The 26,265-nt window shown below is 44.1% G+C and carries 24 protein-coding genes; 13 read left to right on the forward strand and 11 right to left on the reverse strand.

Annotated elements, in window-relative coordinates; genetic code table 11:
• The first annotated feature begins 42 nt into the window (after positions 1 to 42).
• Complete coding sequence (locus JKJ11_RS25060) at positions 43 to 969, forward strand: DnaJ C-terminal domain-containing protein (protein WP_038226117.1); 927 nt, start codon at positions 43 to 45, stop codon at positions 967 to 969.
• Positions 970 to 1,167: 198 nt separating this feature from the next.
• Positions 1,168 to 1,710, forward strand: coding sequence for a glutathione peroxidase (locus tag JKJ11_RS25065; protein WP_252040001.1), 543 nt, complete (start codon positions 1,168 to 1,170; stop codon positions 1,708 to 1,710).
• Between the two features lie 70 nt (positions 1,711 to 1,780).
• Here the strand turns inward: JKJ11_RS25065 and gltS are convergent, their stop codons facing one another.
• Positions 1,781 to 3,007, reverse strand: a complete 1,227-nt coding sequence (gltS, locus tag JKJ11_RS25070) for a sodium/glutamate symporter (protein ID WP_006069332.1) — start codon at positions 3,005 to 3,007, stop codon at positions 1,781 to 1,783.
• A 366-nt stretch (positions 3,008 to 3,373) separates the two neighbouring features.
• The gene (locus JKJ11_RS25075; protein ID WP_006069331.1) at positions 3,374 to 4,648 is read right to left on the reverse strand and encodes a mechanosensitive ion channel family protein; all 1,275 of its coding nucleotides are present in this window, start codon (positions 4,646 to 4,648) and stop codon (positions 3,374 to 3,376) included.
• 224 nt (positions 4,649 to 4,872) lie between these two features.
• Between JKJ11_RS25075 and pdxY the strand changes: the two genes are divergently transcribed.
• Positions 4,873 to 5,730 (forward strand): pyridoxal kinase PdxY, encoded by an 858-nt coding sequence (pdxY, locus tag JKJ11_RS25080; RefSeq protein WP_252039512.1) that lies wholly within the window; start codon positions 4,873 to 4,875, stop codon positions 5,728 to 5,730.
• A 72-nt stretch (positions 5,731 to 5,802) separates the two neighbouring features.
• Here pdxY and JKJ11_RS25085 read toward each other — a convergent pair whose 3' ends face one another.
• The 4 genes from JKJ11_RS25085 to JKJ11_RS25100 all read right to left on the reverse strand — a co-directional run bounded on the left by JKJ11_RS25085 (position 5,803) and on the right by JKJ11_RS25100 (position 11,090).
• On the reverse strand, positions 5,803 to 8,250 hold the full coding sequence (locus JKJ11_RS25085; RefSeq protein ID WP_124941738.1) for a molybdopterin guanine dinucleotide-containing S/N-oxide reductase: 2,448 nt from the start codon (positions 8,248 to 8,250) through the stop codon (positions 5,803 to 5,805).
• Between the two features lie 16 nt (positions 8,251 to 8,266).
• Entirely contained in the window at positions 8,267 to 9,361 is a 1,095-nt protein-coding gene (locus JKJ11_RS25090) for a NapC/NirT family cytochrome c (protein ID WP_006069328.1), read from the reverse strand.
• Positions 9,362 to 9,581: 220 nt separating this feature from the next.
• Positions 9,582 to 10,712 (reverse strand): HlyD family secretion protein, encoded by a 1,131-nt coding sequence (locus JKJ11_RS25095; protein WP_006069327.1) that lies wholly within the window; start codon positions 10,710 to 10,712, stop codon positions 9,582 to 9,584.
• Positions 10,713 to 10,715: 3 nt separating this feature from the next.
• Positions 10,716 to 11,090, reverse strand: coding sequence for a DUF3302 domain-containing protein (locus JKJ11_RS25100; RefSeq protein ID WP_006069326.1), 375 nt, complete (start codon positions 11,088 to 11,090; stop codon positions 10,716 to 10,718).
• A gap of 112 nt (positions 11,091 to 11,202) precedes the next feature.
• Here JKJ11_RS25100 and JKJ11_RS25105 point away from each other — a divergent pair, with 112 nt between their 5' ends.
• Positions 11,203 to 12,093, forward strand: coding sequence for a DMT family transporter (locus JKJ11_RS25105; protein WP_006069325.1), 891 nt, complete (start codon positions 11,203 to 11,205; stop codon positions 12,091 to 12,093).
• Between the two features lie 41 nt (positions 12,094 to 12,134).
• On the opposite strand, the gene JKJ11_RS25110 is transcribed toward JKJ11_RS25105, so the two are convergent.
• Together JKJ11_RS25110 and deoD are read right to left on the reverse strand one after the other, a co-directional pair.
• Complete coding sequence (locus tag JKJ11_RS25110) at positions 12,135 to 13,607, reverse strand: lactate dehydrogenase (protein ID WP_252039513.1); 1,473 nt, start codon at positions 13,605 to 13,607, stop codon at positions 12,135 to 12,137.
• A 76-nt stretch (positions 13,608 to 13,683) separates the two neighbouring features.
• Positions 13,684 to 14,394 (reverse strand): purine-nucleoside phosphorylase, encoded by a 711-nt coding sequence (gene deoD / locus JKJ11_RS25115; protein ID WP_006069323.1) that lies wholly within the window; start codon positions 14,392 to 14,394, stop codon positions 13,684 to 13,686.
• A gap of 325 nt (positions 14,395 to 14,719) precedes the next feature.
• Here deoD and JKJ11_RS25120 point away from each other — a divergent pair, with 325 nt between their 5' ends.
• From JKJ11_RS25120 to JKJ11_RS25135, 4 genes are read left to right on the forward strand one after another with little or no spacing between them, the layout of a single operon-like run.
• Entirely contained in the window at positions 14,720 to 15,670 is a 951-nt protein-coding gene (locus JKJ11_RS25120) for a YbgA family protein (RefSeq protein ID WP_006069322.1), read from the forward strand.
• Positions 15,660 to 16,466, forward strand: coding sequence for a MerR family transcriptional regulator (locus tag JKJ11_RS25125; RefSeq protein WP_286036757.1), 807 nt, complete (start codon positions 15,660 to 15,662; stop codon positions 16,464 to 16,466). Before JKJ11_RS25120 ends, JKJ11_RS25125 begins: the two co-directional genes overlap by 11 nt.
• On the forward strand, positions 16,463 to 17,866 hold the full coding sequence (gene phrB / locus JKJ11_RS25130) for a deoxyribodipyrimidine photo-lyase (RefSeq protein WP_252039514.1): 1,404 nt from the start codon (positions 16,463 to 16,465) through the stop codon (positions 17,864 to 17,866). The genes JKJ11_RS25125 and phrB overlap by 4 nt, the downstream gene beginning before the upstream one ends.
• Complete coding sequence (locus tag JKJ11_RS25135; RefSeq protein WP_198558629.1) at positions 17,866 to 18,777, forward strand: L,D-transpeptidase family protein; 912 nt, start codon at positions 17,866 to 17,868, stop codon at positions 18,775 to 18,777. Before phrB ends, JKJ11_RS25135 begins: the two co-directional genes overlap by 1 nt.
• A 67-nt stretch (positions 18,778 to 18,844) precedes the next feature.
• Here JKJ11_RS25135 and JKJ11_RS25140 read toward each other — a convergent pair whose 3' ends face one another.
• The gene (locus JKJ11_RS25140) at positions 18,845 to 19,093 is read right to left on the reverse strand and encodes an Lpp/OprI family alanine-zipper lipoprotein (protein ID WP_006069318.1); all 249 of its coding nucleotides are present in this window, start codon (positions 19,091 to 19,093) and stop codon (positions 18,845 to 18,847) included.
• 368 nt (positions 19,094 to 19,461) lie between these two features.
• Between JKJ11_RS25140 and JKJ11_RS25145 the strand changes: the two genes are divergently transcribed.
• From JKJ11_RS25145 to pstB, 5 genes are all read left to right on the forward strand, one after another.
• Positions 19,462 to 20,835 carry a DEAD/DEAH box helicase gene (locus tag JKJ11_RS25145; protein ID WP_252039515.1) on the forward strand — a complete coding sequence of 458 codons (1,374 nt, stop codon included), beginning with the start codon at positions 19,462 to 19,464 and terminating at the stop codon, positions 20,833 to 20,835.
• Between the two features lie 298 nt (positions 20,836 to 21,133).
• Positions 21,134 to 21,955 carry a phosphate ABC transporter substrate-binding protein gene (locus JKJ11_RS25150; protein ID WP_006069316.1) on the forward strand — a complete coding sequence of 274 codons (822 nt, stop codon included), beginning with the start codon at positions 21,134 to 21,136 and terminating at the stop codon, positions 21,953 to 21,955.
• A gap of 97 nt (positions 21,956 to 22,052) precedes the next feature.
• On the forward strand, positions 22,053 to 22,991 hold the full coding sequence (gene pstC, locus JKJ11_RS25155; protein ID WP_006069315.1) for a phosphate ABC transporter permease subunit PstC: 939 nt from the start codon (positions 22,053 to 22,055) through the stop codon (positions 22,989 to 22,991).
• 5 nt (positions 22,992 to 22,996) lie between these two features.
• Complete coding sequence (pstA, locus tag JKJ11_RS25160) at positions 22,997 to 23,860, forward strand: phosphate ABC transporter permease PstA (RefSeq protein WP_006069314.1); 864 nt, start codon at positions 22,997 to 22,999, stop codon at positions 23,858 to 23,860.
• 99 nt (positions 23,861 to 23,959) lie between these two features.
• Complete coding sequence (gene pstB / locus JKJ11_RS25165; RefSeq protein WP_006069313.1) at positions 23,960 to 24,709, forward strand: phosphate ABC transporter ATP-binding protein PstB; 750 nt, start codon at positions 23,960 to 23,962, stop codon at positions 24,707 to 24,709.
• 143 nt (positions 24,710 to 24,852) lie between these two features.
• Here the strand turns inward: pstB and JKJ11_RS25170 are convergent, their stop codons facing one another.
• Positions 24,853 to 26,061, reverse strand: coding sequence for an MFS transporter (locus tag JKJ11_RS25170; protein WP_006069312.1), 1,209 nt, complete (start codon positions 26,059 to 26,061; stop codon positions 24,853 to 24,855).
• Positions 26,062 to 26,074: 13 nt separating this feature from the next.
• Positions 26,075 to 26,254, reverse strand: coding sequence for a hypothetical protein (locus tag JKJ11_RS25175; protein WP_081411508.1), 180 nt, complete (start codon positions 26,252 to 26,254; stop codon positions 26,075 to 26,077).
• Positions 26,255 to 26,265: the final 11 nt, after the last annotated feature.

A 26,265-nucleotide genomic window follows, 5' to 3' on the forward strand; every position in this document is an offset into this window, starting at 1 on the left:
CCCTTTTTTCCGTTTGAGTGAGAAATTGAGTGAGGTTTTAGCATGTCAAAACGAGATTATTACAGCGTGCTAGGTGTCTCCAAGGGAGCCTCAGAGAAAGATATTAAAAAAGCCTACAAGAAGTTGGCGATGAAATATCACCCCGATAAAAATCCCGGAGATGCGACGGCAGAAGCGAATTTCAAAGAAGTAAAAGAAGCTTATGAAATTCTAACGGACAAAGAAAAACGTAGTCAGTACGACCAATTTGGTCATGCGGCATTCGAAGGTGGTGGCTTTGGTGGACATGGCGGTCACGGTGGTCATGGCGGCGGTGGGTTCGAAGACATCTTCGGTGACGCATTCCGTCAACGAGGTGGCGGTTTTGGCGGAGGTAGCTTCGGTGGCGGCGGCTTTGGTGGCTTTGAGGATATCTTCTCACAAGCTCGAGGTGGTCGTGGGCGTCCGCGCGCTCAAAAAGGGCAAGACCAAGAATATACTCTGACGGTCGACTTTATTGATGCGGTTCAAGGGGCTGAAAAAACGGTCGAATTGCCAATCAATGGTGAACAGAAAAAGATCAATGTAAAGATCCCTGCCGGTATCAAAGATGGCGAAAAGATTCGCTACTCAGGTAAAGGTGGATTAGGTGTCAATGGTGGGCCTGCGGGTGATTTACTACTCGTTATTGCAACCAGGTCACATGCGTTTTTAGATCGCGATGGTAATGACCTTATCTGCAATACCAAGGTTGATATGGTCACTGCAGCTCTGGGGGGGGAAGTAGAAGTGAATGTGCTAGACAGTCGCTTTAAGCTTAAAATCCCTGCGGGTACGCAAACTGGGCGCAAGTTCAAGATGACTGGTAAAGGCATAACAAATCGTAAAGGTGAAACGGGCGATCTATTGGTGAAGATTCAAGTTGAAACACCGACCAATCTGACCGATGCTCAGCGTGAGTTGTTAGAACAATTCAGAGCAACGCTTTAGTCTTTTAAAGTAAAATGAACTAAGCCCGCCTTAAAGCCAACGCATTACAATGTAACGTATTAGAATTCAGCCACTTTATGTGGCTGAATTTTTATGCATCAAATAAGTGATTATTTCAATTCTTGAGCATCGTTGCCGATGAACTATTCTTATTCTTACCCGTAAACAAATCATTGTCTAAGGGAGGTGAGTATGAGCATGGTTTTAAAAGCATTGGTCTTAGGACTACTATTTGGCTTACTAGCGAAAGAGACATTGGCAGCCTCTTGTCCTACGATACTCAATTCAACTCAAAGAGCCTTAAACTCGACGAATGATGTCAATCTGTGTGAGCAGTTTCAGGGCAAAGTACTATTGGTGGTTAATACCGCGAGTCAATGTGGCTTTACCGGACAGTTTGAGCAATTAGAACAGCTACATAATCAATTTAAGGACCAAGGCTTTAGTGTTGTTGGTTTCCCATCGAACGACTTCAACCAAGATCGTGGCAGCGAAGAGAATACCGCGAAAGTCTGCTTTCTCAATTTTGGCGTCACATTTCCAATGATGGCGCGCAGTTCAGTGAAAGGACAGCAAGCCAACCCGGTGTTTTCCGAAATAGCTAAGCAGAGCGGGGTTTCCCCAAAGTGGAATTTCTACAAATATCTTATCGACAAAAATGGTGCGGTGGTTGGTGTATTCTCTTCAGGTATTTCTCCTACTGACACTAAAATTACCCAAATGATAGAAAAACAGTTGTAGACGGTTCGATATAGAAGAGACCCAAGAGCCTGAGATGATTATCCAAGCTCTGGGCCTATCGTGAGCGGTATCAACCAATAAAGAAGATGTAGCTTTGAATGATAATTAGGTTGGTTAAGTCGATAAAGAAAGCGCCTACAATAGGTACGACCATGAAAGCCATTGGTGACGGCCCAAAACGGCTTACTGTTGAGCCCATATTCATCACGGCAGTCGGTGTAGCTCCCATCCCAAAACCGCAATGTCCACTGGCGATAACTGCAGCATCATAGTTCTTTCCCATCACTCGAAACGTCACGAAATACGCAAATAATGCCATTACGATAGTTTGAACCGTGAGAATTATCAGGAACGGTACCGCGAGATTGTATATCTCCCAAAGCTGTAAACTCATCAGGGCCATCGACAAGAAGAAGTTGAGAGAAGTCGTTCCTAATATATGAACCGTTTCCATATTGATACGTTTAATCCCTGTTGCCTCAAATAGATTGGTGATGATGACCCCAATAAAGAGTGCGTAGACAAAGTCAGGGATCATAAGCCAGCGAATGCCAAGCGACTTAATCATTGGTCCGAGGGTTTTAGCACCTACGACGCAAATCATAAGCAGACCAATCACTTCAACGATACTTTTAGAGGTGACTTTGTCTTGCTGAGCCTCGTCGTATGTCATAAGTTCTGGGTGTGAGGCGTGAATATCATGCTTTACGCCAAACTCTGAACTTAGCTTGTTCTTGGTTGCTAGTCGGTTCCCAACTGGACCACCGATGATGCCACCAATGATAAGACCAAATGTGGCGGAAGCCATAGCAAGCTCAAGTGTATTCTGAATGCCATATTGCTCGGTAAATGTGCCCGCCCATGCTGCGCCAGTACCATGCCCACCAGAAAGCGTGATTGAACCAGCGATTAATCCCATAAGTGGATTCAAGCCAAGCGCTGATGCTAGCGCTACACCTACACCATTTTGAATAATGATGTAGACCGTTGCGACAAACAGAAACAAAAAGACTTTAAAACCACCTTTAGCAAGCTGTTTGTAACTAGCTGTCAAACCCACTGTGCTGAAAAACAGCATCATAAAGGTATCTTTTAACGGCAGTGAAAATTCAATCGCAATACCATTTAAGTGCGGAATCGTGATTAAGACAGCAGCAATAAGACCGCCTATGATTGGCTCTGGGATATTGTATTTGTCGAGAAAGGCGACTCTTTTTTTAAGAAAGTTACCGACGAACAGGACAACAATCGCGATCAAAAACGACTGTAATGGATCAATGGTAATAGTGTTGTGCATAGTTAACTTCGATTGTCTATACCATCCTTGAGGCTGAGAGTGTAACGACTGCTTTCGTCCTGTAGCGTCGTCTTATAATGTGATTGGGCAAACTATGACGCTAAAAAAGTCGAATCTAATTGTATTCGACTTGGCAACCTTACGAGTAAGCAACGTCTCAAAAGGCAGGTGTTTACTACCAATACTATTGTTGGAAGGGAAGCATAACAGGCGTGATTAGTGCCGAAATAATGAGCTAGTTACCAATCGATAAACAATATATTTAGATAGAAAATTTAATGGCTTATATGCGAAATAATATGGGATTTATAAAAGTTTTATTGGCTGATGCTGAGGCGTGTTACGCCTCAGGCCAGAGAATTGAAGTTAGATTTTTGAAGAGTGTGAGCTATTACTGGCAGTGAAATCATGGCTAGTAAGCTGTTGAAATGGTCGCAGTCCGAATAGTGGCATGATGGCATAGATATGATCGAAAAGATCAGATTGAATGCCTTCATAGAGTCCCCAATCGGTGGTGTTGGTGAAACCGTAGATCTGTAGCGGTATCCCTTCTGGTGTTGGTTGAAGTTGTCTGACCATAATCAACATATACTGATGAATGTCTTTGTTCGCGTGCAAGTAGGCATTCAAATAAGCTCGAAACAGTCCGATGTTGGTGAACTTACGTTGATTCGCTTCTAGGTCATCTTGCTCCAAGCTCTGATTGTAGTCGTCCATCTCTTTAGACTTCTCAAAAATATACTGTCTCAATAAACGAAGTTTGGTGAGTTCTTCAACTTCTTCTTTGGAAACAAACCGAATCGATGTTACATCTAAATTGACTGAACGAGTAATTCTACGCCCTCCAGAGTCAGACATTCCTTGCCAGTTAATGAAAGCATTTTGCACTAATGCATAGGCAGGTAGCATGCTGACAGTATTATCGAAGTTGCGAACCTTAATGGTAGTGAGCGAGATCTCTTCTACAGTACCGTTCGCGCCATAAGAGTCCATTTGTATCCAGTCATTGAGGCTCACCATTCGGTTAGCTGAAAGCTGAATACCGGCTACAAACCCCAATATAGTGTCTTTGAAGACCAGCATGACAAAACCAGTCGCCACCCCAAGTCCTGAGAACAAGATTACGGGCGCTTCATTGGCCAATATTGAAATAGTAACAATGACGCCAATAAAGAAGGTAAACAGCTTAATCAGTTGGACAAAACTCTTTATAGGCATGCGACGCGTGATGCCTTTGTAAGTTGCCAGATCGTTCACCGCATCTAAGAAGCAATACACCATCCAGAGAATCACAAGCAAAATCAAAATGGCTAAGATTCGATCAATTACTGTCGATAGAATGTCATAGTGGCTGATGGCAATGGGTATGAATATGTTTAGTACTAACAGTGGTGTAAGAATAGAGAGTTTTTCGAATACACGATTATTAGTGACGCATTCCGCCAGAGGTTTATTGGTTTTGAGCAGAATATGATTAAAGAAACGCACAAACACATGATGGGCAACCATAAAACATATCAGCGCAATGGCTAAGCTTATAACGATTAACACGAGTGTCATCGTTCCGCCATCGAGCTCGCCTGTCGACATATAGATGTTTAATTTATCTGCAACAAAGTCGCGAAAGTGGTGTTCAATCAAACTAAAGTCCTTGGTTTTTAATATTGTTAGACCGTTTTTGGAGCAATTCTATGTAAAAAGCGTAGACGAAGAAACAAGTGTACGCTTTTGTTTCCAATACAGTTTAAAGAAACTTATGAATATCTGATAAGAAATTTATTACCTTTCTCTTGTTTGCTGACAAGATGGCGCTCATATTGAAAATACAATGAATTAAATCAGAACAATAATGTGCAGGAGTTCCAATGAAAGGTGTTATCTCTATTCAATCGCATGTGGTTTACGGTCACGCAGGTAACAGCTCTGCGGTTTTCCCACTTCAGAGAATGGGTTTTGAAGTGTGGCCAATTCACACCGTGCAGTTTTCAAACCACACTCAGTATCAACAAGGTTGGACAGGGAAAGCATTTTCGGCAGAAGACATTTCAGAGCTTATCGCTGGTATCGACAATATTGGTCAGCTAAAGGACTGCAATGCGGTGTTGTCTGGTTACCAAGGTAGTGCAGAGCAGTGTCTTGCAGTTAAGGATGCCGTCACTAAAGTGAAGCAGCGAAACCCGGATGCTATTTATGTCTGTGACCCAGTGATGGGTGACCCGGAGAAAGGTTGTATTGTCCCTCAAGGAACCACCGAGTATTTAGTTAATGACGTTATGCCAATGGCAGACGTTATCGTTCCTAATCAGTTTGAACTCAGCCAGTTCACCCAGATGGATATTGAATCATTAGAAGATGCCGTAGCGGCGTGCCAGAAAGCACTGACATTGGGACCTAAGATGGTACTGGTGAAGCACCTACATAGTATTTCTAACGATAAATTTACCATGATGTTGGCAACGCATGAGGGCTGCTTTATTGCTCAACGTCCACATCTGACATTTACAAAACAACCGGTTGGTGTTGGTGATTTGATCTCGGCGTTATTCACAGCTGGATTATTAAAGGGCTGGACGGCCGAGCAAGCTTTTGCTCACGCGAATAATGCCAGCTATGCCATTTTAAAAGAGACGCAAAACCGTCAAGAATGGGAACTACAAACTATTGCAGCTCAGGAAGAGATCGTGGCGCCTGAAGAGCAGTTTACGATTGTTCAGGTTAAATAACGACTGACGTGATATTTATACAATGAAAAAACGGGAAACCTTTAGGTTTCCCGTTTTGCTTACCGAATTACATTACGCATTCTTTGGCGGAGTGAATGCCATTAATCCCGGTACTTTGCCAGTGTACTTCTCGATACGGACTAATGAAGAGTTCGCTGCACATCCGTTAGCAAGACGTGAAGTTGGAATATCGCTAGTCAGCACGTTCGCACCACCATTTCGGCACATGCCAGTTTCAGGATCAAGGTCAGGCCAGCCACCCTCATGGATACAAACAGAACCTTGTTTGATGCCATCGGTAACCAGCGCTCCAACTAATACTTGGCCACGGTCATTGTATGCACGAACCAAGTCGCCGGACTTGATTCCATACTTCTTCGCATCTTCAGTGTTAATTGAAATCGGCTCGCGGTTAGCGATTGCATATTCTTCACGAAGCTTAGCGTAGTTAAATTGACTGTGTAGGCGGTGAGCAGCGTGCGCTGTCATTAGCTGTAGCTCGCCATCTTTAGCTGAGCCGAAGAACTCGGTCGGCTCCATCCAAGTAGGGTGTGCTGGGCAATCTTCGTAGCCATAGCCTTCAATGGTTTTCGAATAGATCTCAATTTTGCCACTTGGTGTGCCAAGCGGGTTCATCACCGGATCTTTTCTAAAGTCAGCGTGGCGAACAAATCCAGCCGCTTTCTTATTGAACTTCATTTCGATCAGTTCATTAGTATCCCAGAACTTACCAAAGTTAGGCATACGAACGCGTGCAGCACGACCGCCTTTTTGAGCCGCTTCATAGAAACCTTTTAGCCAATCCATTTCAGATTTGCCTTCGGTGTAGACATCGCGACCACCTGCTTTGATAAGCTCGGACATATCAGCAAACACGTCGAAGTCATTACGTGCTTCACCTTGAGGCTCAACGACTTTTTTCATCGGTACGAGATGCTGGTTACTGTAGTCACCCGTCATCGTCATATCATTACGTTCGAATGAGGTGGTGATAGGCAGTACGATGTCAGCGTGTTTAGCTGCTGCGGTCCAGTAGATCTCTGAGATAACAATGAGCTCAGGTTTTTGCCACGCTTTGATCAAACGGTTGGTATCTTGGTGGTGGGTAAAGTTTGCACCGCCAGCCCACCAGATCATCTTAATGTCCGGGAAGGTTTTTTCATGACCGTTGTGTTGGTACGCTTTTCCAGGGTTTTCTAAGGCTTCAACAATTCGAGCAACTGGGAATGAATTGACTGCGCCTGAAATGGCCCAGTCATTACCCGCAGACGAACCACCGCCAATAGACGCAGAAATTGCAGGCAGAACGCCAGCGTCTCGTGTTGGGTTACCACCGTTTGAGTAATGGTAAGAGAAACCAAAGCCACCGCCAGGGAGACCAATTTGACCTAACATTGCCGCCAATGTAGCAATCATCCAGTGACGCTGCTCGCCAAATTGTTGACGCTGAATACCCCAACCAGCCATAAGCATGGTGCGATTGTCGCTGAAGATGTCAGCAAGCAACTCAATTTGTTTAGCTGGAACACCTGTGATATCCGCTGCCCACTCTGAAGTTTTCTCTACACCGTCTTCTTTGCCTAACAAGTAAGCTTCGAATTGGTCATAACCAGTGGTGTACTTATCTAGGAAGGCTTTATCGTGCTTACCTTTCTTAACCAAGGTGTGTGCGATACCCATGAGCATAGCAACGTCTGTCATTGGGCGAGGCGCGATCCATTGGACTTTGTCTTCGAAGAAATCAATGGTTTCAGAGCGCATTGGGTCGATAGCGATAATGGTTTTGCCAGACTTCTTAAGCTGGTGGAAGAACTCCAAACCAGAGCAGTCCGTTGAACTCCAAGCGATCTTAAGGGTGTTTAGTGGGTTCATACCCCAAAGCACAACGACGTCACTGTTTTCCAGCACCATTGGGTGTGTAGTTTGCTGCTCATACACCTCAATCGAGCCCATAACGTGAGGCATGATAACTTGCGCGGCACCAGTAGAGTAATCACCTAGGTGACCTGAGTAGCCACCTGCCAAACTCATATAACGTTGTAATAGAGTTTGCGCTTTGTGAAGTACACCAGATGAACGCCAGCCGTACGAACCAGCAAATACCGATTCTGCACCATTAGCTTTACGGATTCGCATATGCTGCTCGTGAATCAGCTTGTAGGCATCGTCCCATGACACGCGAACATACTCGTCTTTGCCACGTTCGCCTGCTGGTGCTTCAGGGTTTTCGAGATACCCCTTGCGCACCATTGGATATTTGATACGAGCTTTAGTGTATACCTGATCTGGACCTGTAGTTTGCAAGCTATTTGGTACCGTTTGAGCAAGCGCATTCTTAGTGGAAATCAGCTTTCCATCAACCACTTCACAAAGCATCGGTCCCATGCGGCCTGCGGTTAGAACACCTGAGCCTCGTTTTGATGCTGCTGAAACGGATAGGGGAGTCAAGGAAGTAAAAGCGAGCGCACCTGCTGCCATACTTGAACCTTTGAGGAATCCACGACGTGTAATATCTGTCATAACGCTTTCCTTATTTTTAGTGACCAGCCACGTCTTTTGCGTGGTTTTGGAAGAACTTAGTGAGAATTTCTAAATCAAGAGCTGAGATATCGGTGCGATCACCCATACCTTTTGCAACCGGTCCCCATGCATTGACCGTAAAGTGGTTCGCTGGGATTTTTGCGTGGCAAGTCGAGCAGTAAACATTGTCTAGCTCTTCGGCATAGCCCCACAATGCATCCGGACTGCCTAATACTGGTTCAGTAATGTCGGTGGTGAGGGTGGCAGTACGCCATTCATTTCCATACTCGTCTGCTTCGAACTCGCCAACGTTCAGTGCTTGTTGACCCGCGTCTGAAAGTGTTGCGATGATGTTTCGCTGCCCTTTGCCCATATATAGGACTTGTTCTGCCCCTTTCATTTGGTAGCCTGACAGCGCCACTGTGCGAGTAGTGTCAGTGTGTTTAACCACGGACATTTCTACAGCAGGATTGATGGTGCCGAGTTCTTGCAGAGCTATAGGCCCTACGGAGTAAACCGTCGTTGCATCTGCTGGTGTGTTATCCGTTTGCGCAACGACACGGTTATAAGCTTCGGTATCAAGCTCCGGTTCAGGCGCGAAGTGAGCGACGCCCTTGTGGCAGTCAATACATGTTTGATTGTTAGCAATACCGTACTCGTGCATTTTTGCGGCATCTTCAGATTGCTCGTAGGTATCCATTGCATCAAATGAGTGACATGAGCGACAGGTGGCGGAGTCATTCGCACGCAATTGCGCCCAAACAGTTTCTGCCATCTCCATACGATGTGCTTCATATTTGTCTTCATCATCAATTTTGCCGGTTACAAACTCGTGATAGATATCTTTTGAAGCACGGATTTTAGTGATGACGTAATCGAGTGGGTCACTTGGTATATGGCAGTCTGAACATTCTGCGCGAATACCTTTTGCGTTCGTAAAGTGGATGGAGCCTTGATATTCCTCATAAGGGATCTGCATCGTATGGCAGGAAAGACAAAATTCGGTGCTGGATGTTTTGTGCATAATTGCAGCAGTGCCGCCAAAACTCAGCCAACCAATTAATATTCCCACACAGGTAATGAGCAAAATATATCGTTTTTTTAAATTCATAAGTATTTATTAATAAATGTGTCATTTCGTGATTATTTATAACGCTACTCCTTTAGTAGTATGTTTGGTTTTGATTTGAATCATAGATAAGCGCACTAATTTTGTGGGTTTTTATAACTGTGCTAAAGCTCACTTTTCTCTGTCGGAATTAGAGTACAAAAAAAGGACACCATATGGTGTCCTTGAGAATATGTACCTAGTTTCTAATACAAATATCTATTTAGTGATCAAGATACAGATAATTCTGCCAGCTTTTCATTCGTATCAAAACCTTACGCATAATAGAAACATGAGTGAAACTATCTGAATAAATAGCAATTTCTGCGTTAGAACCTGTCGGCAGGACATATTGACTCATGTCATCTTCGATCACCAATTTCACCATAGCACGTCCCATGGTGTTGAAACTCTGAGTGGTTCTAAGTGTGCCGCTAGCGCTAATTTGTCCTTCGGGAATTGTAGGAAGGACTTCGACGACTTTACCTTTGAACACCTTGCCCGGTAGTGCTCTAAATAAGAACTCAGCTTCGAAGCCAGGCTGAAGTCGCTGCAAAGAGTTTTGACGAAATGCACCAATGTAGAAATTTTCTTCGGTATGGACAAATGTCATCAAAGGAGCGAGTGGAAGCGGAACAGCCATCATGCCAGGGCGAAGAGCCAACTGTGTTACAAAGCCATCTGTTGGGGCACGAACCACAGTTTCTTGAAGGTTGAATTCAGCTTGTATCAATTGGGCTTTAAGCTGAGCAACGGTAGTGTTTTCACCGTAAATTTGCGACTCAAACGCTAAACGTGCACTTTCTTCCTTCGCCTGAGCGGCTTCCAAAGCGGCTTGATTTGCTTTGAAGGTTTGCAAGCGAGTATCGACTTGTTGCGCCGTAAAAGCGCCTTTTTTAAAGCCTTTTTGGTAACGAGCATATTCTCGTTCAGCTTTATCGCGCTCGGCTAGAGCTTTGATTGTGTCAGATTGGGCCGCTTTGTACGCGCTTTCTAGTTGAAGTACATCTTGCTCCGCGTCTGCAAGCGCGGCTTTTGCACGAATCACTTCCGCTTCAAATGGAATTGGATCAATACGGAACAACACATCGCCTTTCTCAAGCTGTTGGTTCGCTTCGACATCGACTTCAATGACTTTACCACGCACGCTAGAAACAATGGGAGTAGTACTGTAAAACTGTCCACCGATTTGACTAAATGGATGGTTATAGTTCATCAAAAGAATAAGAGTACCGATTAGTACCACGCCACCGAGCACTGCAGTAGGCACTGTCCATTTGTTCAAAGGAATCTTAAAGATCTTAAAAATGGCAATACATAGCGCTGCATAAGTGAGTATAAGTAATAAATCCATGGATTACTTCTCCTCTGCTTGTTGTTGAACGGCAGCGTTAGATTGCTTGCCTTTAAGATAAGTGACTTCTTGCTCAAGTTCGGAAACTTGATCGATAAGACGTTCGAGTCGGTGATGAAGATCGTGTTGCTCTTCTTCTAATTTATGAAAACCCCAACCGCGTTCACTACGCCATAAGGTTGCCCAAATCCAAAGAAATGGCCATATTGCGTGAAGCGTAAATAAGCTTACCCAACCAGCGACATGTATGGCATCCTGATGAGGATGGTCACGCTCTTTTGCTATTTCATAAGGAATGTCGTGAATGACGATAATTCCATAAAAAATAACCAGAGCAACGAAGACAAGAAGGCCTAGAGCAAAATAATCAAGAAACATAATGCATCCTTGCTAACAAGTAATGAAGAGAACAATGTGTTCATTCGGTAAGTTAAGTATCTGTTATATTTATGTATTAAACAACACTGTGCGGTAATTAAAAGGATAGAAAGTGGGATTTATTGGAGAAGCAGCTGCGGTAGGCGCTGCGATGGTTTGGGCGATTGCAACGTGGATTTACAGCCAGTTTTCACATCACTTTACTGCGTTACAACTTAATATCATTAAAGGATCAATCGCGTCATTGATGATGTTGATTGTTCTGCCATTTACTCCAATGCCTGAGGTCGCGATCGAACCTAAATATCTATGGGTTTTAGGTATCTCAGGTGTTATTGGTATAGCCATTGGAGACAGTGCCTACTTTGCAGCTTTAAAAAGAATCGGTGCTAATAAAACTCTGTTGCTGGAATCTTTGGCACCGCCTTTGTCAGGAGTTCTCGCACTTATATTTCTGGGCGCAGCACTGCAACTGCAAAGCTGGTTAGGCGTTATCATTACTACTATCGCGGTGACAGCAGTTGTGTTCCAACCTAACGAAAGTGACGGTTCGGCTCTTAATCTTCAGGGTGTTGGGTATGGACTCGTCGCCAGTGTCTGTCAGGCTTCTGGGGTGGTGATCTCCCACTTTGCTCTGGTACAAGGGGATCTCCCTCCATTGCTAGGTGCACTCATTCGATTAGTCATTGGTGTCATGGCGGTTGCCGCCATCATTCCCTTTGTCGAGAAAAAGCCATTTTCGACGATTCTTATTCAAAGCCGAGATATGTCGAAAAAGAATTGGACCTGGTTGCTTGCCGCGATATTTGTAGGAACATTCTTAGCATTGTGGTTACAGCAGGTAGCCTTAAAGCACGCCAACCCTGCTATTGCCCAAACACTGATTGCGACCAGCCCGTTGTTTATCCTAATCATTTACGCGATTCGTGGGGAACGCGTGACTAAACGAAGTGTACTAGGGACATTATGTGCATTGGGAGGAATCTCCCTGTTTTTCTTGTAATCAAATGCAGGGATAAACAGAAAATAATATCGAAATGCCTACTAACTAAGCAGGCATTTTAGTGTCATAGGCGAGTCGGTAACCCCTAAACGTTGCGCCGCAGTTTGACCAGATTTGTCTTGGTAACAAAGGTTGTGCCACGCTCTGAAGATATCCAATAGCGGATGAATTCCGGCAGGTCTTAGCTTTCTTCTTGGTTCGTTGATAAAGCTTTCGAACAGCAATTGGAATCGGTCTTGGTAAAAATCGATCTGTCTGGTCGAAGCTGATTTCAACCAATAAGGAACATTTGGATTACTCCCGGCTAAATAACATATTCCTTTACTCGCACCGGAAGGTTGTTGAGTCACTGCCCAGCGGTCGCGCCACCACCCCATCAGTACAACGTCGATCATCTCTGATGGTTCCGAATCAGCCCAATTTTCATCTTGCTCAACATACATAAGGTCGACAGTGCCGGCTTGAATACGAGGCAAGCAAATCGTAAGAGCGGCAGAGCGCAATACCGGATCTTGCGGCATATAAATCGAAACTCGCTTGCTATCGGTTAACGACTGTAAAATATGTAAGTAATGCGCATAAGAGGTATAAGGTGCGCGTATCAGCGCTCCGACGGCCGGATAATTGAACGCAGCGAAATTACCGAGAGGATCTTCGACATTGCTTCGCGCCAGAATGTTCTGATACTTAACATCGATACGACTTTTTAAGTCATCGGTAGGTATATTTACTTCGCTATTGTTTTCTGCACTGTAGTCGGAAGGAACAATTTGGCAGTCAACTTGAAAAGCGTTGTGATCGGTAAAGCTTGTTGGCGTGGCATCAACAGAGTAATTGGTATGCTGACACAATACGTAACCCGAGTTAGCGTCACAGGTTGCGAACCAGAACACGCCATTGTTACTAAGTGGCTGAAGCGTCCGATAGTTGGATGTTAGTTGGTACTCATCAGCGTGATTAATCCATCTCGCATCAATATCAGCAAGCTTGCGTCGGCATCGACTGGCGATTTGATCAATATGATCATAGAAAGTCTTAGGGTTGATTTCGAGCTTTCGACAGATTTCTCTTACCGAGTAGCCAGTGAACAATAAACCTAAGAGTGTCTCTTGAAAGGAGAGCTTTTTGTTGGTTCCAGACCAACGATCGACAAAAGTGCCCTGACAGGATTTACAGCGGTAACGTTGACGATCACCGCTAAAGCCAAAAGCGTGGTAACGATCTTTATGGGTATGAACGGACAGGCCATAATTTTCACATTGAGCGTCCTTACAAGAGGGAAGGCCGTCATGGTGATGTTGGCTTAAGCGATCGAGTTCGTTAAGAACTTCTTGGTTATTAAGTAGGGGGGGAAACGCGCCACACTCTCGGCATACCATCGCTGGCCGTTTAGGATTACTGTGCTGCAGGATATAGAGGTTTGCATCACTTCGTCCAAAATTGTCACACGCCAATGTTTTACAAAAATTGAGCTGTAATCCATTTGCGGCTAACGGCAGTCTGCCTTCTGACACGTTCACCCCCTATGGTTCGGTCGATTCCTTGGCAAAGAAAAGCCAGCTCATTCAGGCATTGAGCTGGCTTTGTTCTTTAAATGTTGATTGCAGTCTCTAGCGCTACAACCATCATGTCATTAAATGATTTTTGACGGTCTTCTGAGCTTAGTTTCTCACCACGGATAATATGGTCAGATACCGTTAGTACAGTCAGAGCTTTAGCTCCTAGGTCAGCAGCTACACCGTAAATACCCGCTGCTTCCATATCTACACCAAGAATACCCAGATGCTTCATTTTATCGAAAATGTCTGCTTCTGGAGTGTAGAAAAGATCCGCAGAAAAAATGTTACCCACTTTTACTGGTACTTCTTGTAAGCGCGCTTGTTTTACCGCTTCTTCAAGTAGGCCGTAGTCTGCGATGGCAGCAAAGTCATGATCGTTAAAACGGATACGGTTCACTTTTGAATCCGTTGATGCACCCATGCCGATGACAACGTCCATAAGGTTAACGTCGTCACGTACAGCACCACAGCTACCAACGCGGATAACATTTTTCACGCCGTAATCTTTGATTAACTCATGAACGTAGATGCAGCATGACGGGATACCCATACCGTGGCCCATGACAGACACTTTTTTGCCTTTGTAAGTACCTGTGAAGCCAAACATGTTGCGAACGTCACACACTTTTACAACGTCTTCAAGGAAAGTTTCCGCGATATATTGCGCGCGAAGTGGGTCACCTGGCATTAGTACAGTTTCCGCGAAATCACCTGGATTAGCATTAATGTGTGGGGTAGCCATTGTATCACTCCTAAAGTTTTAACTAATTCTGTTGAACGTGTTGTTCGTCGTTGATGGGGATTTTATAACGATATATCGGTGCTCTATGAGATTTTAATCACATTTTTGTCGGTAATTATATAAAAGGCAGTTAATGATAACTAAATCTGTTGAAAGTGGTTAGGCAATCGATTTTTTCTGAAAAAATTACTCGATGAGAAAATTTTTCGTGGAGAAGTGAACCAAATTGCTGTGCGATGCATACAATTGTACAAGATAGAATTTTGTATCACTTACTTAATCACAAATGAAAAGCCAGTCAGTTTAGCGAAGCGAGGGATTCAACATGGAAGACACAATCGTAGTGGGTATTAGCTCTTGTTTATTAGGAGAGAAAGTTCGTTTTGACTCCGGTCATAAGCAAAGCAGTTACGTTAACAAAGAATTAGCAGACTACTTTGACTTTGTTTCTGTATGTCCTGAGGTAGGCATGGGCCTGCCAGTGCCGCGACCAACCATTCGATTGATGACGAATGAAGAGCGCATTGCTTTGGTAGATACGAAAGATAGCACGCGAGACCACACCGAAGGCATGATGCGCTTTTCTCGGGAGAAAGTATCCGAAATAAAAGATACGGAGATGTGCGGCTATATAGTTTGCGCTAAATCCCCAAGTTGCGGGATGGAGCGCGTGAAAGTCTACAGCAAAGGTCACGCATCCACTGATGGAGTCGGCTTATATACTAAGCACCTGATGGAACAAATGCCATGGCTACCAGTGGAAGAAGACGGACGATTGAACGATCCTGTGTTAAAAGAGAATTTCATATCTCGCGTATACAGCTTGAAAGACTTCTATCGCTCAATGGAGGGCAACCCGACTCCTGGAAAAATCGTTGCATTTCACTCTCGATACAAGCTTACGTTGATGGCTCACGAACCTAGTGCTTATAAATCTCTTGGACGACTTGTTGCCAAGCAAAGCGAGTATACACCAAGTGAATTTTACACAGCTTACCGCAACGGCTTGATGGAGGCTCTCAGAAATAGAGCCAGTAGAAAGAATGTCACCAATGTATTGATGCATATTCAAGGCTATTTTAAACGTTCCCTCAACAAAGATGAAAAAGCGGAACTTGCGAAGGTCATTGATGACTATCGTGTTGGACTATTACCCATCTTAGCGCCACTAACGTTGTTGAAACACTACTTGAATGCTTACCCAGATGATTACTTGGCAAGTCAAATCTTCCTTCAACCACATCCAGAAGAGATGCGTTTACGATATGGGCTGTAATGAAAAACGATATGCCATCAGAGAAATAGCAGATTTGACTGGTATTAAACCTGTGACATTACGAGCATGGCAGCGTCGTTACAATTTGGTTCAGCCGCTTCGCACTGAAAAGGGCCATAGGGTATACACCGCGGATGACCTCGAAAAGATTAAAACCATCCAGAGTTGGTTAAATAAGGGCGTTTCTATCGGTAAGGTAAAGTCTTTATTGGAATCTGAAGTAGTTTCGAGTGCAGTGGAAGACGCTAATCAATTGGAAGAAGTGTCAGAGACATTGGATAGTTTAGCTGGGCTAGACGGGGGAAAAACCGATCGCTTGATCGCGATGGTACTCAAGGAGTATCCACTGACAATTGTAGAATCAAAATTCGTTATTCCCATTTTGGGTGCTATCCACTTCTTAAAGCTTGGCCCCCGCTCTTTGCAGCTTGCTTTGTTCAAAACGATGTTTATTAAGCATCTGAGCTTAATGGTTAACTCAGAGAGTAAACGTGGTCACCGTTTAAATAAGTTAATGGTGAGTTTGGATGAAACAGGAAACATATTTGCGTGGCTTTACTACGCTCAGTTGGTAGAACAGGGTGAGAGTGTTGTTTTTTTAGATGGGGTGGAGGAGATGAGTACACTGTTCACGGATGTGGCGCAGTATCAAGCAGTCTATGTCTTTGCACAAAAGTCATTACCTGATAAGCAGCTCGATACCATTGTGGATGCACTACAAAGAGATGGTCACAATATTCAAGTTTCCCCGGTTATTGCCCATTTAATAGACGTGCGCAAAGGAGCCGAATCATGAGGCTAGTTCTATTCAATCGAGACCTACGCGTCACAGATAATACGGCGTTAATAGAAGCAATAGATGGTGAAACCCCTGTTATTGCAGCGTTTGTTGCTACCCCAGAACAGTGGAAAAGTCATTCGCTCTCACCCATTCAAGCTGATTTAATTTGGCGACGCCTGACTGTTTTGCAAAGTGAGCTAAAACAAATCAATGTGCCTCTCATCTACCAAGAAGCTCAAGATTATGCTGCTGCGAATACTTGGTTGGCCGAAATTTGTCATCAATTTGATGTGCAAGAGGTATTTTTGAACCGTGATTACGAGATTAATGAAGCTAACCGAATTCAGGAACTGTTAGAGATAGCAGGGACAGAATGGCGTGTAAGGGCGTTTGATGACAAGTGTATTTTAAAACCCGGTTCGGTACTCAATCAAAAAGGGGATTACTTTAAGGTTTTTACTCCCTTTAAAAAAGCGTGGTTAAAAATCGTTGGTGAATTTATCGTGCGTAAGCCACAGGTATCCGCACTAGTTACGGCGCCTGCCAACCTCTTGTTCGACTCCAGTTCCTCATTTTCGTATCCAACGAGAGATAGCTCAGGATGGTCTGTAGACAGCCATGAGATCATCCAGCAGCTGCGAGACTTCTCTGCTGACAAAGCGAACCTCTACCAAGCCGAGCGGGACTTTCCTGCATTGGACAGCACAAGTATGTTAAGTCCATATCTCGCCATTGGGGCAATATCGGCTCGCCAATGTGTTGCTAGGCTTAAGTATGATGCAGCCAACACTTCGTTATCAACTGGTGCCGAGACATGGTTGAGTGAACTGATCTGGCGAGAATTTTACCAACACCTTATCTATTTCGAACCCAAGCTTTGTAAACATCACGGATACTTATCATGGGAGAAACACCTGAAGTGGACAGGAAAGCTTGATCATTTTAAGCAATGGTGCGAGGGAAAAACAGGTTATCCAATCGTTGATGCCGCTATGCGTCAGCTTAATACCAAAGGGTGGATGCACAATCGATTGAGAATGGTAGTAGCCAGTTTTTTAACTAAAGATTTGCATTTAGATTGGAGGTTGGGGGAGCAGTACTTTATGACACAACTCATTGACGGTGACTTTGCTGCCAACAATGGTGGATGGCAATGGTGCGCATCTACAGGTTGTGATGGGCAACCCTATTTTCGTATTTTTAACCCAATAAGTCAGGGGGGAAAATTCGATGCTAATGGCGAGTTCATAAGAACGTGGATTCCTGAGCTTAACTCGGTCCCTAACAAATTTATTCACAAGCCTTGGCTTTGGAATGAGTTCGAGAATGTCGATTATCCGCAGCCGATAGTTGATCATAAGATACAAAGAGATATAACCTTAGCTTTGTATAAAGATGCAAAGGACCAACATTGATGTTACGTAAAACCCTTTTAGCCGCCTGTTTGGGCTTTTCACACTGGTTGAGTGCCGCCACCTACAACCTTCCGACTGACGGGAGTAATATGGTGGGAACGTTGCAGTATCACAGTGTGGTGGCTGGGGAAACCATGTCTGATATTGCTAAGCAGTATGATGTTGGCTTTCTGTCTCTAATGGCAGCAAACAAGGGTGTGGATCCTTTCTTACCCAAAGAAGGCTACGTTCTGACTATTCCCAGTCAGGCTATTTTGCCGCATGTCGATTATAAAGGCATCGTGATCAATTTGGCTGAGCTGAGGTTGTACTATTTTGAACCTGACAAAAATCTGGTTCACATCTTTCCTGTAGGTATTGGTCGAATTGGTCAAGATACACCGGAAATGACAACGAAAATCAGCCAATTGAGAGAGGCTCCAACTTGGACGCCGCCTACTTCAATTCGTAAAGAGTATTTAGCCAAAGGTGTCGAGCTACCTAAAGTCGTTCCCGCTGGTCCGGAAAACCCACTCGGAGACTATGCGATGAGACTCGCGTACGGGACAGGTTCTTACTTGATTCATGGTACTAACAAAGACTTCGGTATTGGTCTGAGGGTAAGCGCTGGTTGTATTCGAATGGACCCAAAAGACATTGATTGGTTGTTCCACCAAGCGAAAGTAGGTATGCAAGTAAGAATCATTGATGAGCCTATAAAGATCGCATTAGAGCCAGACAGAAGCGTGTTTATTGAAGCGCACGAACCTTTGACCCGCAGTGACGGAACTAAAAAGGAAATGGACATACCACAAGAGTTGACGTGGTGGCTTGACGAATACGGTATTAATGACCGAATTGCTCGCGCGGCGGTGTTAGCACAAAATGGTGTGCCGATTGAAGTTGTACCGGCTATGGATGACTTAGAATAACAGGTCCATTTACAGATATAAAAAAACACCCGCATCAAGCGGGTGTTTTTCTTAGTATTCTTGTTGCTTACTTAGTGTAAGACTGAGCGATGTTGTCGATACGCTCGTTTGCACGCTCAGCTTCTTCTTGAGCAGCCATTGCGTTTTTGTTACCCATTTGAACTTCGTTCTTCAGTGCTTGCACGTCAGAGCTTAGTTGGCTTACTTGGTTGCTTAGGTCATCCATTTTTGCTGTTGTTGCTTCGTCTGGACCAGATGCACAACCAGCTAGTAGTAGAACTGATGACGCTGCTGCTGCAATTAAAACTTTCTTCATTATAAGCTCCTTCAGGATTTAGTATTTAAAACAGCCCTGCTACTTAATTCATCGCATTGAGGCTATTTTTGAGTTTAGTGCCTAATTTTAAGAACGCAAATTATTTAAAAGTCAGAAAAACCAAAAAATTACGCGATTTTGCGGTTAAACTTCCTCTTTCTTAATTATGAGAATAATTTGGCATAGGATAATGTGATCTCTGTCAAAATTATAACGCGAGAACACGATAAGTCACTGTATCGTCAGATTTTATCTAATGAAAGCAGAATTTGGGCCATATTAAGTGGGACATCTCCTACAATGAAGCAAGGGGACGCAAATTTCTGGGTTACTGACATTGCTGGTTACCATGACAATTATCAGGTATTATGCGCGCTCATTTTTATCTGCACGACCTTTTAGGAGTACACGCATTGCAATTTAAAGAACTTGGCCTTGATAACCGACTACTGAAGAACTTAAGTCATTATGACTTTAAGAAAGCGACTGATATTCAAAAGCAAGCTATTCCAGTAGCTATTGCTGGAAAGGATCTGTTGGCATCTTCGAAGACTGGTTCTGGCAAGACTTTGGCATTTGTATTGCCGATGCTCCATAAAGCGCTCAAGAGCAAAGCGTTCTCAGCAAGAGATCCTCGTGCTGTTATTCTTGCACCAACACGTGAATTGGCGAAGCAAGTTTATGGCGAACTAAAATCGATGCTTGGTGGCCTATCTTATGATGCCACACTGATCTTAGGTGGTGAGAACTTTAACGATCAAGTAAAAGCGCTGCGTCGTTACCCAAAATTTATCGTCGCGACACCAGGACGTTTAGCTGACCACCTTGAGCACCGCTCTCTATTCCTTGATGGCTTAGATACACTCATTCTTGATGAAGCTGACCGCATGCTAGATCTTGGTTTTGCACCAGAACTACGTCGCATTCATAACGCGGCTAAACACCGTCGTCGCCAAACGTTGATGTTCTCAGCAACACTTGACCATGCTGAAGTAAATGATATTGCAGCTGAGATGTTAGATGCGCCAAAACGAATTGCAATTGGTGTATCGAATGAAGAGCACAAAGACATTACCCAGAAATTCTATCTATGTGATCACCTTGATCATAAAGAAGCGATTCTAGAACGCATTCTTGAGCAAGCAGAATATAAGCAAGTCATCATCTTTACTGCGACACGTGTCGATACGGAACGTCTTACAAAATGGCTCAATGAGAAGAAGCTTAAAGCGGTCGCATTAAGTGGGAATCTTAATCAGACTCAACGCAACGCGATTATGAGTCAATTTGAGCGCCATGTATTTAAGATCCTAGTGACTACCGATGTGGCGTCGCGTGGCATCGATATTGCGAGCGTAACGCACGTAATTAACTTTGATATGCCAAAACATACGGAAGAATACGTACACCGAGTAGGTCGTACAGGTCGTGCTGGTAACAAGGGCGATGCGGTATCTCTCGTGGGCCCTAAAGATTGGGATAGCTTTAAACGTGTTGAAGCCTTCTTACAACAAGACCTGACTTTCTCTGAGCTAGAAGGGCTTAAAGGTAAGTTCAAAGGCTTTAGACCTAAGAAGCCTGCGTTTAACAAAAAAGCGACTGCTACTAAAGGTAAACCTCAACAGAAGAAAGCGACGACTAAGAAGCCGGCACAACGCGACAAAACGTTCTACAAAAATGTTGCGGTGGGTGATTCGGTCTTTATTCCTAAGAAAAAGCCGAAGCCAACCGAAGACGCTTAATCAATCATTTCTACTAAAGAGCCTTATCAAGGCTCTTTTTTTATCCTATTCAAACTGAAAACCTCAGTTATATGACAGTCATATAATCGAAATAATTTTGTCGTCATATTTGGTTTTACAATCAAATCTATCACTAACTTACTGATTTTTTAGTGATCTTATCCCAATTGCTCCTCTCAACGTTTTTGTCATTTGTCATACACCTTTCAACTAAGTGAAACACAACTGTCATATTCGGGCACTAATCTTGTCAGCGTTCAAATGAAACTCGGCAATCAAGCCAATAAAGGAAATTGTGATGAAAAAGACAGTTATCGGTGCAATCGCTCTACTAGGCGCACTAGCAGTGACTCCAGCTTCAGCTAAAGAAACTATCTCTGCGGTAGGTTCTAGCAGCGTAACTCCACTGATGGAAGTTTTCTCTGAAACATATATGAAAGCAAACTCAAATGTTTTCATTGAAGTACAAGGACCAGGTTCTTCTGCGGGTGTACGTGCAGCTAAAGATGGCTCAGCAGACATGGGTATGTCTTCTCGTGCACTAAAAGAAGATGAAAAACAAGCAACGTTAGTAGAAGAAGTTGTTGCTCGCGACGGTATCGCAGTTGTTGTTAACCCAGCGAATGACCTAAAAGGTCTAACGTCTGAGCAAGTAACTGCAATCTACAAAGGCGAAATCAGCAACTGGAAAGAAGTTGGTGGTGCAGACAAGCCTATCGTAGCTATCACTCGTGATACAGCTTCTGGTACACGTGGCGCATTTGAAGACATCATGAGCCTTAAGCAAAAAATCAACGGCATGAAAGTAACGGCTATCTCTCAGCGTGCTCAAGTTGCTAACGGTAACGGTGCACTAAAGACTATGGTAGCAAGCAACCCATACGCAATCGGCTACATCTCTCTAGGTACGGTTGATACTTCTGTACACGCTCTAGAAATCGATGGTACGCCAGCGACTGTAGACAATGTTAAGAACGACTCATACAAAGTAGCTCGTCCTTTCCTAGTGCTTTACCAACAAGGTAAGCCATCTGCTGAAGCTCAGAAGTTCCTTGACTGGATGCTAACTGACGAAGCTCAAGCAATCGTAGAGAAGAAAGGTTACATCTCAGTAAACTAATCTCTACCAGTAAATATTGAATACCTTGCTCAGCCCACCGTTTAGGGCTGAGCCTTTTATATGTCTAACTCGAACTTTCGACGAGTAGAAATTAATTATGACCATCGCAACAAATAGTGAGAAGCTTATGAGTAATGAAGCGACTCAGTCCGTAACTCGTGGCAGCGGCCTTAAGGCTCAAAAACGAGTGGATTGGAAAGAACGAATTTTCCATGGACTTTTCCTTACCAGTGCAATCATCGGTATCGTATCGCTAGCGGTTATTGCTTACTTTATCTTCAAAGAAAGTCTTCCTGCTTTCCAAGCAGTGGGCGTCTCTGGCATTGTTTTAGGCCAAAACTGGCTTCCACCAGCACTTTACGGTGTTGCTACTATGATTGTAGCGTCGGTGGTTTCTACTCTCGGTGCGGTTGTCGTCGGTGTTCCAGTAGGTGTACTAACGGCTATCTTTATCGCAGAAATTGCCCCGAAGCGTTTGGCGGACATTATCCGCCCTGCAGTTGAACTATTGGCAGGCATCCCTTCGGTTGTTTACGGTTTCTTCGGTCTAGTCATCATTGTTCCTTTGATTCAGCAAATCTTTAATGTTCCTGCGGGTAACACGATTCTTGCGGGTATCATTGTGTTGGGTGTGATGATTCTTCCAACGGTAATTACCGTATCTGAAACTTCGATTCGTGCAGTGCCTCGCACCTATAAAGAAGGTTCACTAGCACTTGGTGCTTCAAAGATTTATACCATTTTCAAACTACTCGTACCGGCTGCTCGCTCGGGCATTATGACGGGTGTGATTCTAGGTATTGGTCGCGCACTTGGTGAGACCATGGCAATCATTATGGTCATGGGTAATGCGCCTGCGATGCCGGGAAGTATCCTCGACTCAGCGCGTACTCTAACCGCAAACATTGCGATCGAAATGTCTTACGCAAGTGGTGTTCACGCTAATGCATTGTATGCGACTGGCGTAGTGTTATTAGTGTTTATCATGATGCTAAACGCTGCACTACTTTACCTGAACCGTGAGAAAGCGAAGTAATCATTATGGATACAGTTAAACTAAAAAAAGCGCGCCAAAATAAAGACGCGGTTCTGAATGCATTCGTATGGGCCGCTGCTGCACTTACCGTGGGTTTCTTGTTCTGGATTATTTGGTACATCCTTTCAAATGGTCTTCAACACGTAAGCTGGAGCTTTATTACCGATAACTATACGCGTACTGGCGATGAGCACGGTATCTTCCCGATGATTGTGTCAACCATTTACATGGTTATCGCCTCGATTGCGGTAGCTGCACCGCTAGGCATCATGACCGCAATCTACTTAACGGAGTATGCGAAAGTTGGCAGTAAGTTAGTGAAGGTCATTCGATTCTGTACTGAATCGTTGGCTGGCATTCCGTCGATTATCTTCGGTCTGTTTGGTATGACGTTCTTTGTGGTTATTCTTGGTTTTGGCTTCTCGATTCTTTCCGGTGCATTAACACTGAGTATCTTGATCCTGCCAGTTATTATCCGTACTACAGAAGAAGCATTGATGGCCGTACCACAAACTTATCGTGAAGGTTCGTACGCTCTTGGTTCTTCAAAAATCTACACTATCTGGCGCCTTATTTTGCCAAGCGCAATGCCAGGTATCTTAACTTCGGTCATTCTTAGTATTGGTCGTGTAATTGGTGAGTCTGCCCCAGTGTTCCTAACGGCTGGTATGGTGGCACGTATTCCTGATTCATTGATGGATTCAGGTCGTACACTAACGGTTCACCTTTATAAACTCACAACGGAACTGTTCACAATAGAAGAGTGGAATCAAGCTTATGGCACAGCAACGGTATTGATTGTAGTTGTACTACTTATCAATATGCTGACTAAGCTTATCGCTAGCCGCTTCAATACAGCAACGTACTAACAGAGATTATTGATGTCGAGTGGCAAAGCCAGAACACAAAGAGCCTCGCCACTCCATACATGACGACATTGCACGATAAAGAATTTAGAGATTAAGACTATGAACAAATTTAATATTGAAAACCTAGACCTTTTCTACGGTGAAAACCAAGCACTGAAATCGATCAACCTACCGATTCCAACTCGCCAAGTGACGGCGTTGATTGGTCCTTCTGGCTGCGGCAAATCAACGTTACTACGTTGTCTAAACCGTATGAACGATCTGATCGAAGGTGTGAAAATCACCGGCTCGCTGGAAATGGATGGTACAGACATCTATGGCAATATCGATGTGGCTGACCTTCGCATTAAAGTAGGTATGGTTTTCCAGAAACCAAACCCATTCCCAATGAGTATTTACGAGAATGTGGCGTATGGTCTGCGTGCTCAAGGCATCAAAGATAAGAAGCACATTGATATGGTGGTAGAGCGCTCTTTGCGCGGTGCCGCACTTTGGGATGAGGTGAAAGACCGCCTTAAGTCACATGCATTTGGTTTATCTGGTGGTCAGCAGCAACGTCTGTGTATTGCACGTACTATTGCAATGGAACCAGATGTCATTCTGATGGATGAACCAACGTCGGCACTTGACCCTATTGCGACACATAAAATTGAAGAGTTGATGGAAGAGCTTAAGAAAGACTACACCATCGTTATCGTGACTCACTCAATGCAGCAAGCACGTCGTATCTCAGACCGCACGGCATTTTTCCTAATGGGAGAACTGGTTGAGCATAATGAAACACCGATTATTTTCTCAAACCCAGCGGATGACCGTACTCAAGGTTATGTAAATGGCGACTTCGGTTAATCGCATTTGAACACAATTTCCAGTTATCGCGCGATTCCATTGAATCAAACAATTAGCGAGTGACCCGAATTTACTGGCATATCACTATAACTATAAGCGATGGTACTGTTGCCCCTCTTGTTAGAGGGGCTTTTTTTATTCAATTAAGCGGTAGCGGCGACGCGTAATGGCTTGTCATTTATCGGTAAGTGAATCAGTGCTGCTACAAAGGCAAGGACTACTGTCGACCACCAAATCGGTTCGTAAGAACCATAGTAATCGTAAATTCGACCGCCAGCCCATGCACCTAAAAAGCTTCCCACTTGGTGCGTGAAGAACACCAAGCCGTAAAGAGTAGAAAGATAGCGAGCACCAAAAATCTGACGAACTAAACCTGAAGTAAGTGGAACTGTGCCAAGCCAGCAGAAGCCAATCGCACCGCCAAACCACGCCGCTGTGTACTCTGTCACGGGAAGTGAAACGAAAGCAGCAATTACCACTGTTCTAAATAAATACAGCATCGACATAACATGGCGTTTACTGTACTTGTCACCCATTAGCCCCCAAAAATACGAACCAAAGATATTGAAAATACCGACGTAGGCGAGCGCAAGGGCTGCGCTGTTTGCTGGCAGGTTCTTATCGGCAAGATAACTTGGCAAGTGCGTAGCAATAAACATCACATGAAAGCCACAAACAAAGAAGCCAGCATGAATTAACCAATAACCTTTGTGATGAAATGCTTCTTTTAGTGCTTGTTTTAGCGTTAGCTCGTTGTCTTCAATCGGTGTTTTACCTGCGTTATTTTGACGTGAGGATTTCATAAATAGTGAAAACGCAACCATCAGAGTGCACAACGCAGCAAAACCTTGTAATGCACCTTGCCAACCCATGTCATCCAACATTAATTGAGCACCTGGGATCATGGCAAACATACCGAATGATCCGGCCGCTGTAGTTAAGCCAAATGCTTTTGCGGCGTGTTCCGCCGGCACGACTTTCGCGACTGCTCCTAGAATGATGACGTAGCTTGTCGCGCTCAAACCTAGACCAACAAGCGCACCTAGTGATAGATAAAGAACGCTGGCTTCATTCGTTATTGAGGTCAGATAGAGACCTAATGCATAGGCGATAGCACCGATTAGAATAATGCGTTTTGAACCCCATTTATCTGCAGCCATCCCGACAAAGGGTTGGAAAAGGCCAAACAAAAGGTTTTGCAATGCGATCGCAAAACTAAAGAACTCTCGCCCAGTTTCGAAGTGCTCGGAAATAGGCATCATGAAAATACCGAATGACTGTCGTATACCCAAGCTGACAATCAAGATGCCGATACCCAACCAAACTAATGGGGGAAAACGAAAAATACTCATTAATAATTACGCTCTAATGATGGTGATGAGAATGATCCATAGGATCGGTTGGATTCTGTTGGTGGCACCCAGTATGCACTGCCTGTTTTGCAATAAGGTCCAGCAATACAGGAGAGTGGTGCACTGCGGTTAGGGTGATAACCAATAGCAACAACATTCTCACGAGTTGAGCAAAAATGGATTGTGAAAACATGACGCTCAATA

The sequence above is a fragment of the Vibrio sp. SCSIO 43133 genome (assembly GCF_023716845.1).
GTDB lineage: Bacteria > Pseudomonadota > Gammaproteobacteria > Enterobacterales > Vibrionaceae > Vibrio > Vibrio mediterranei.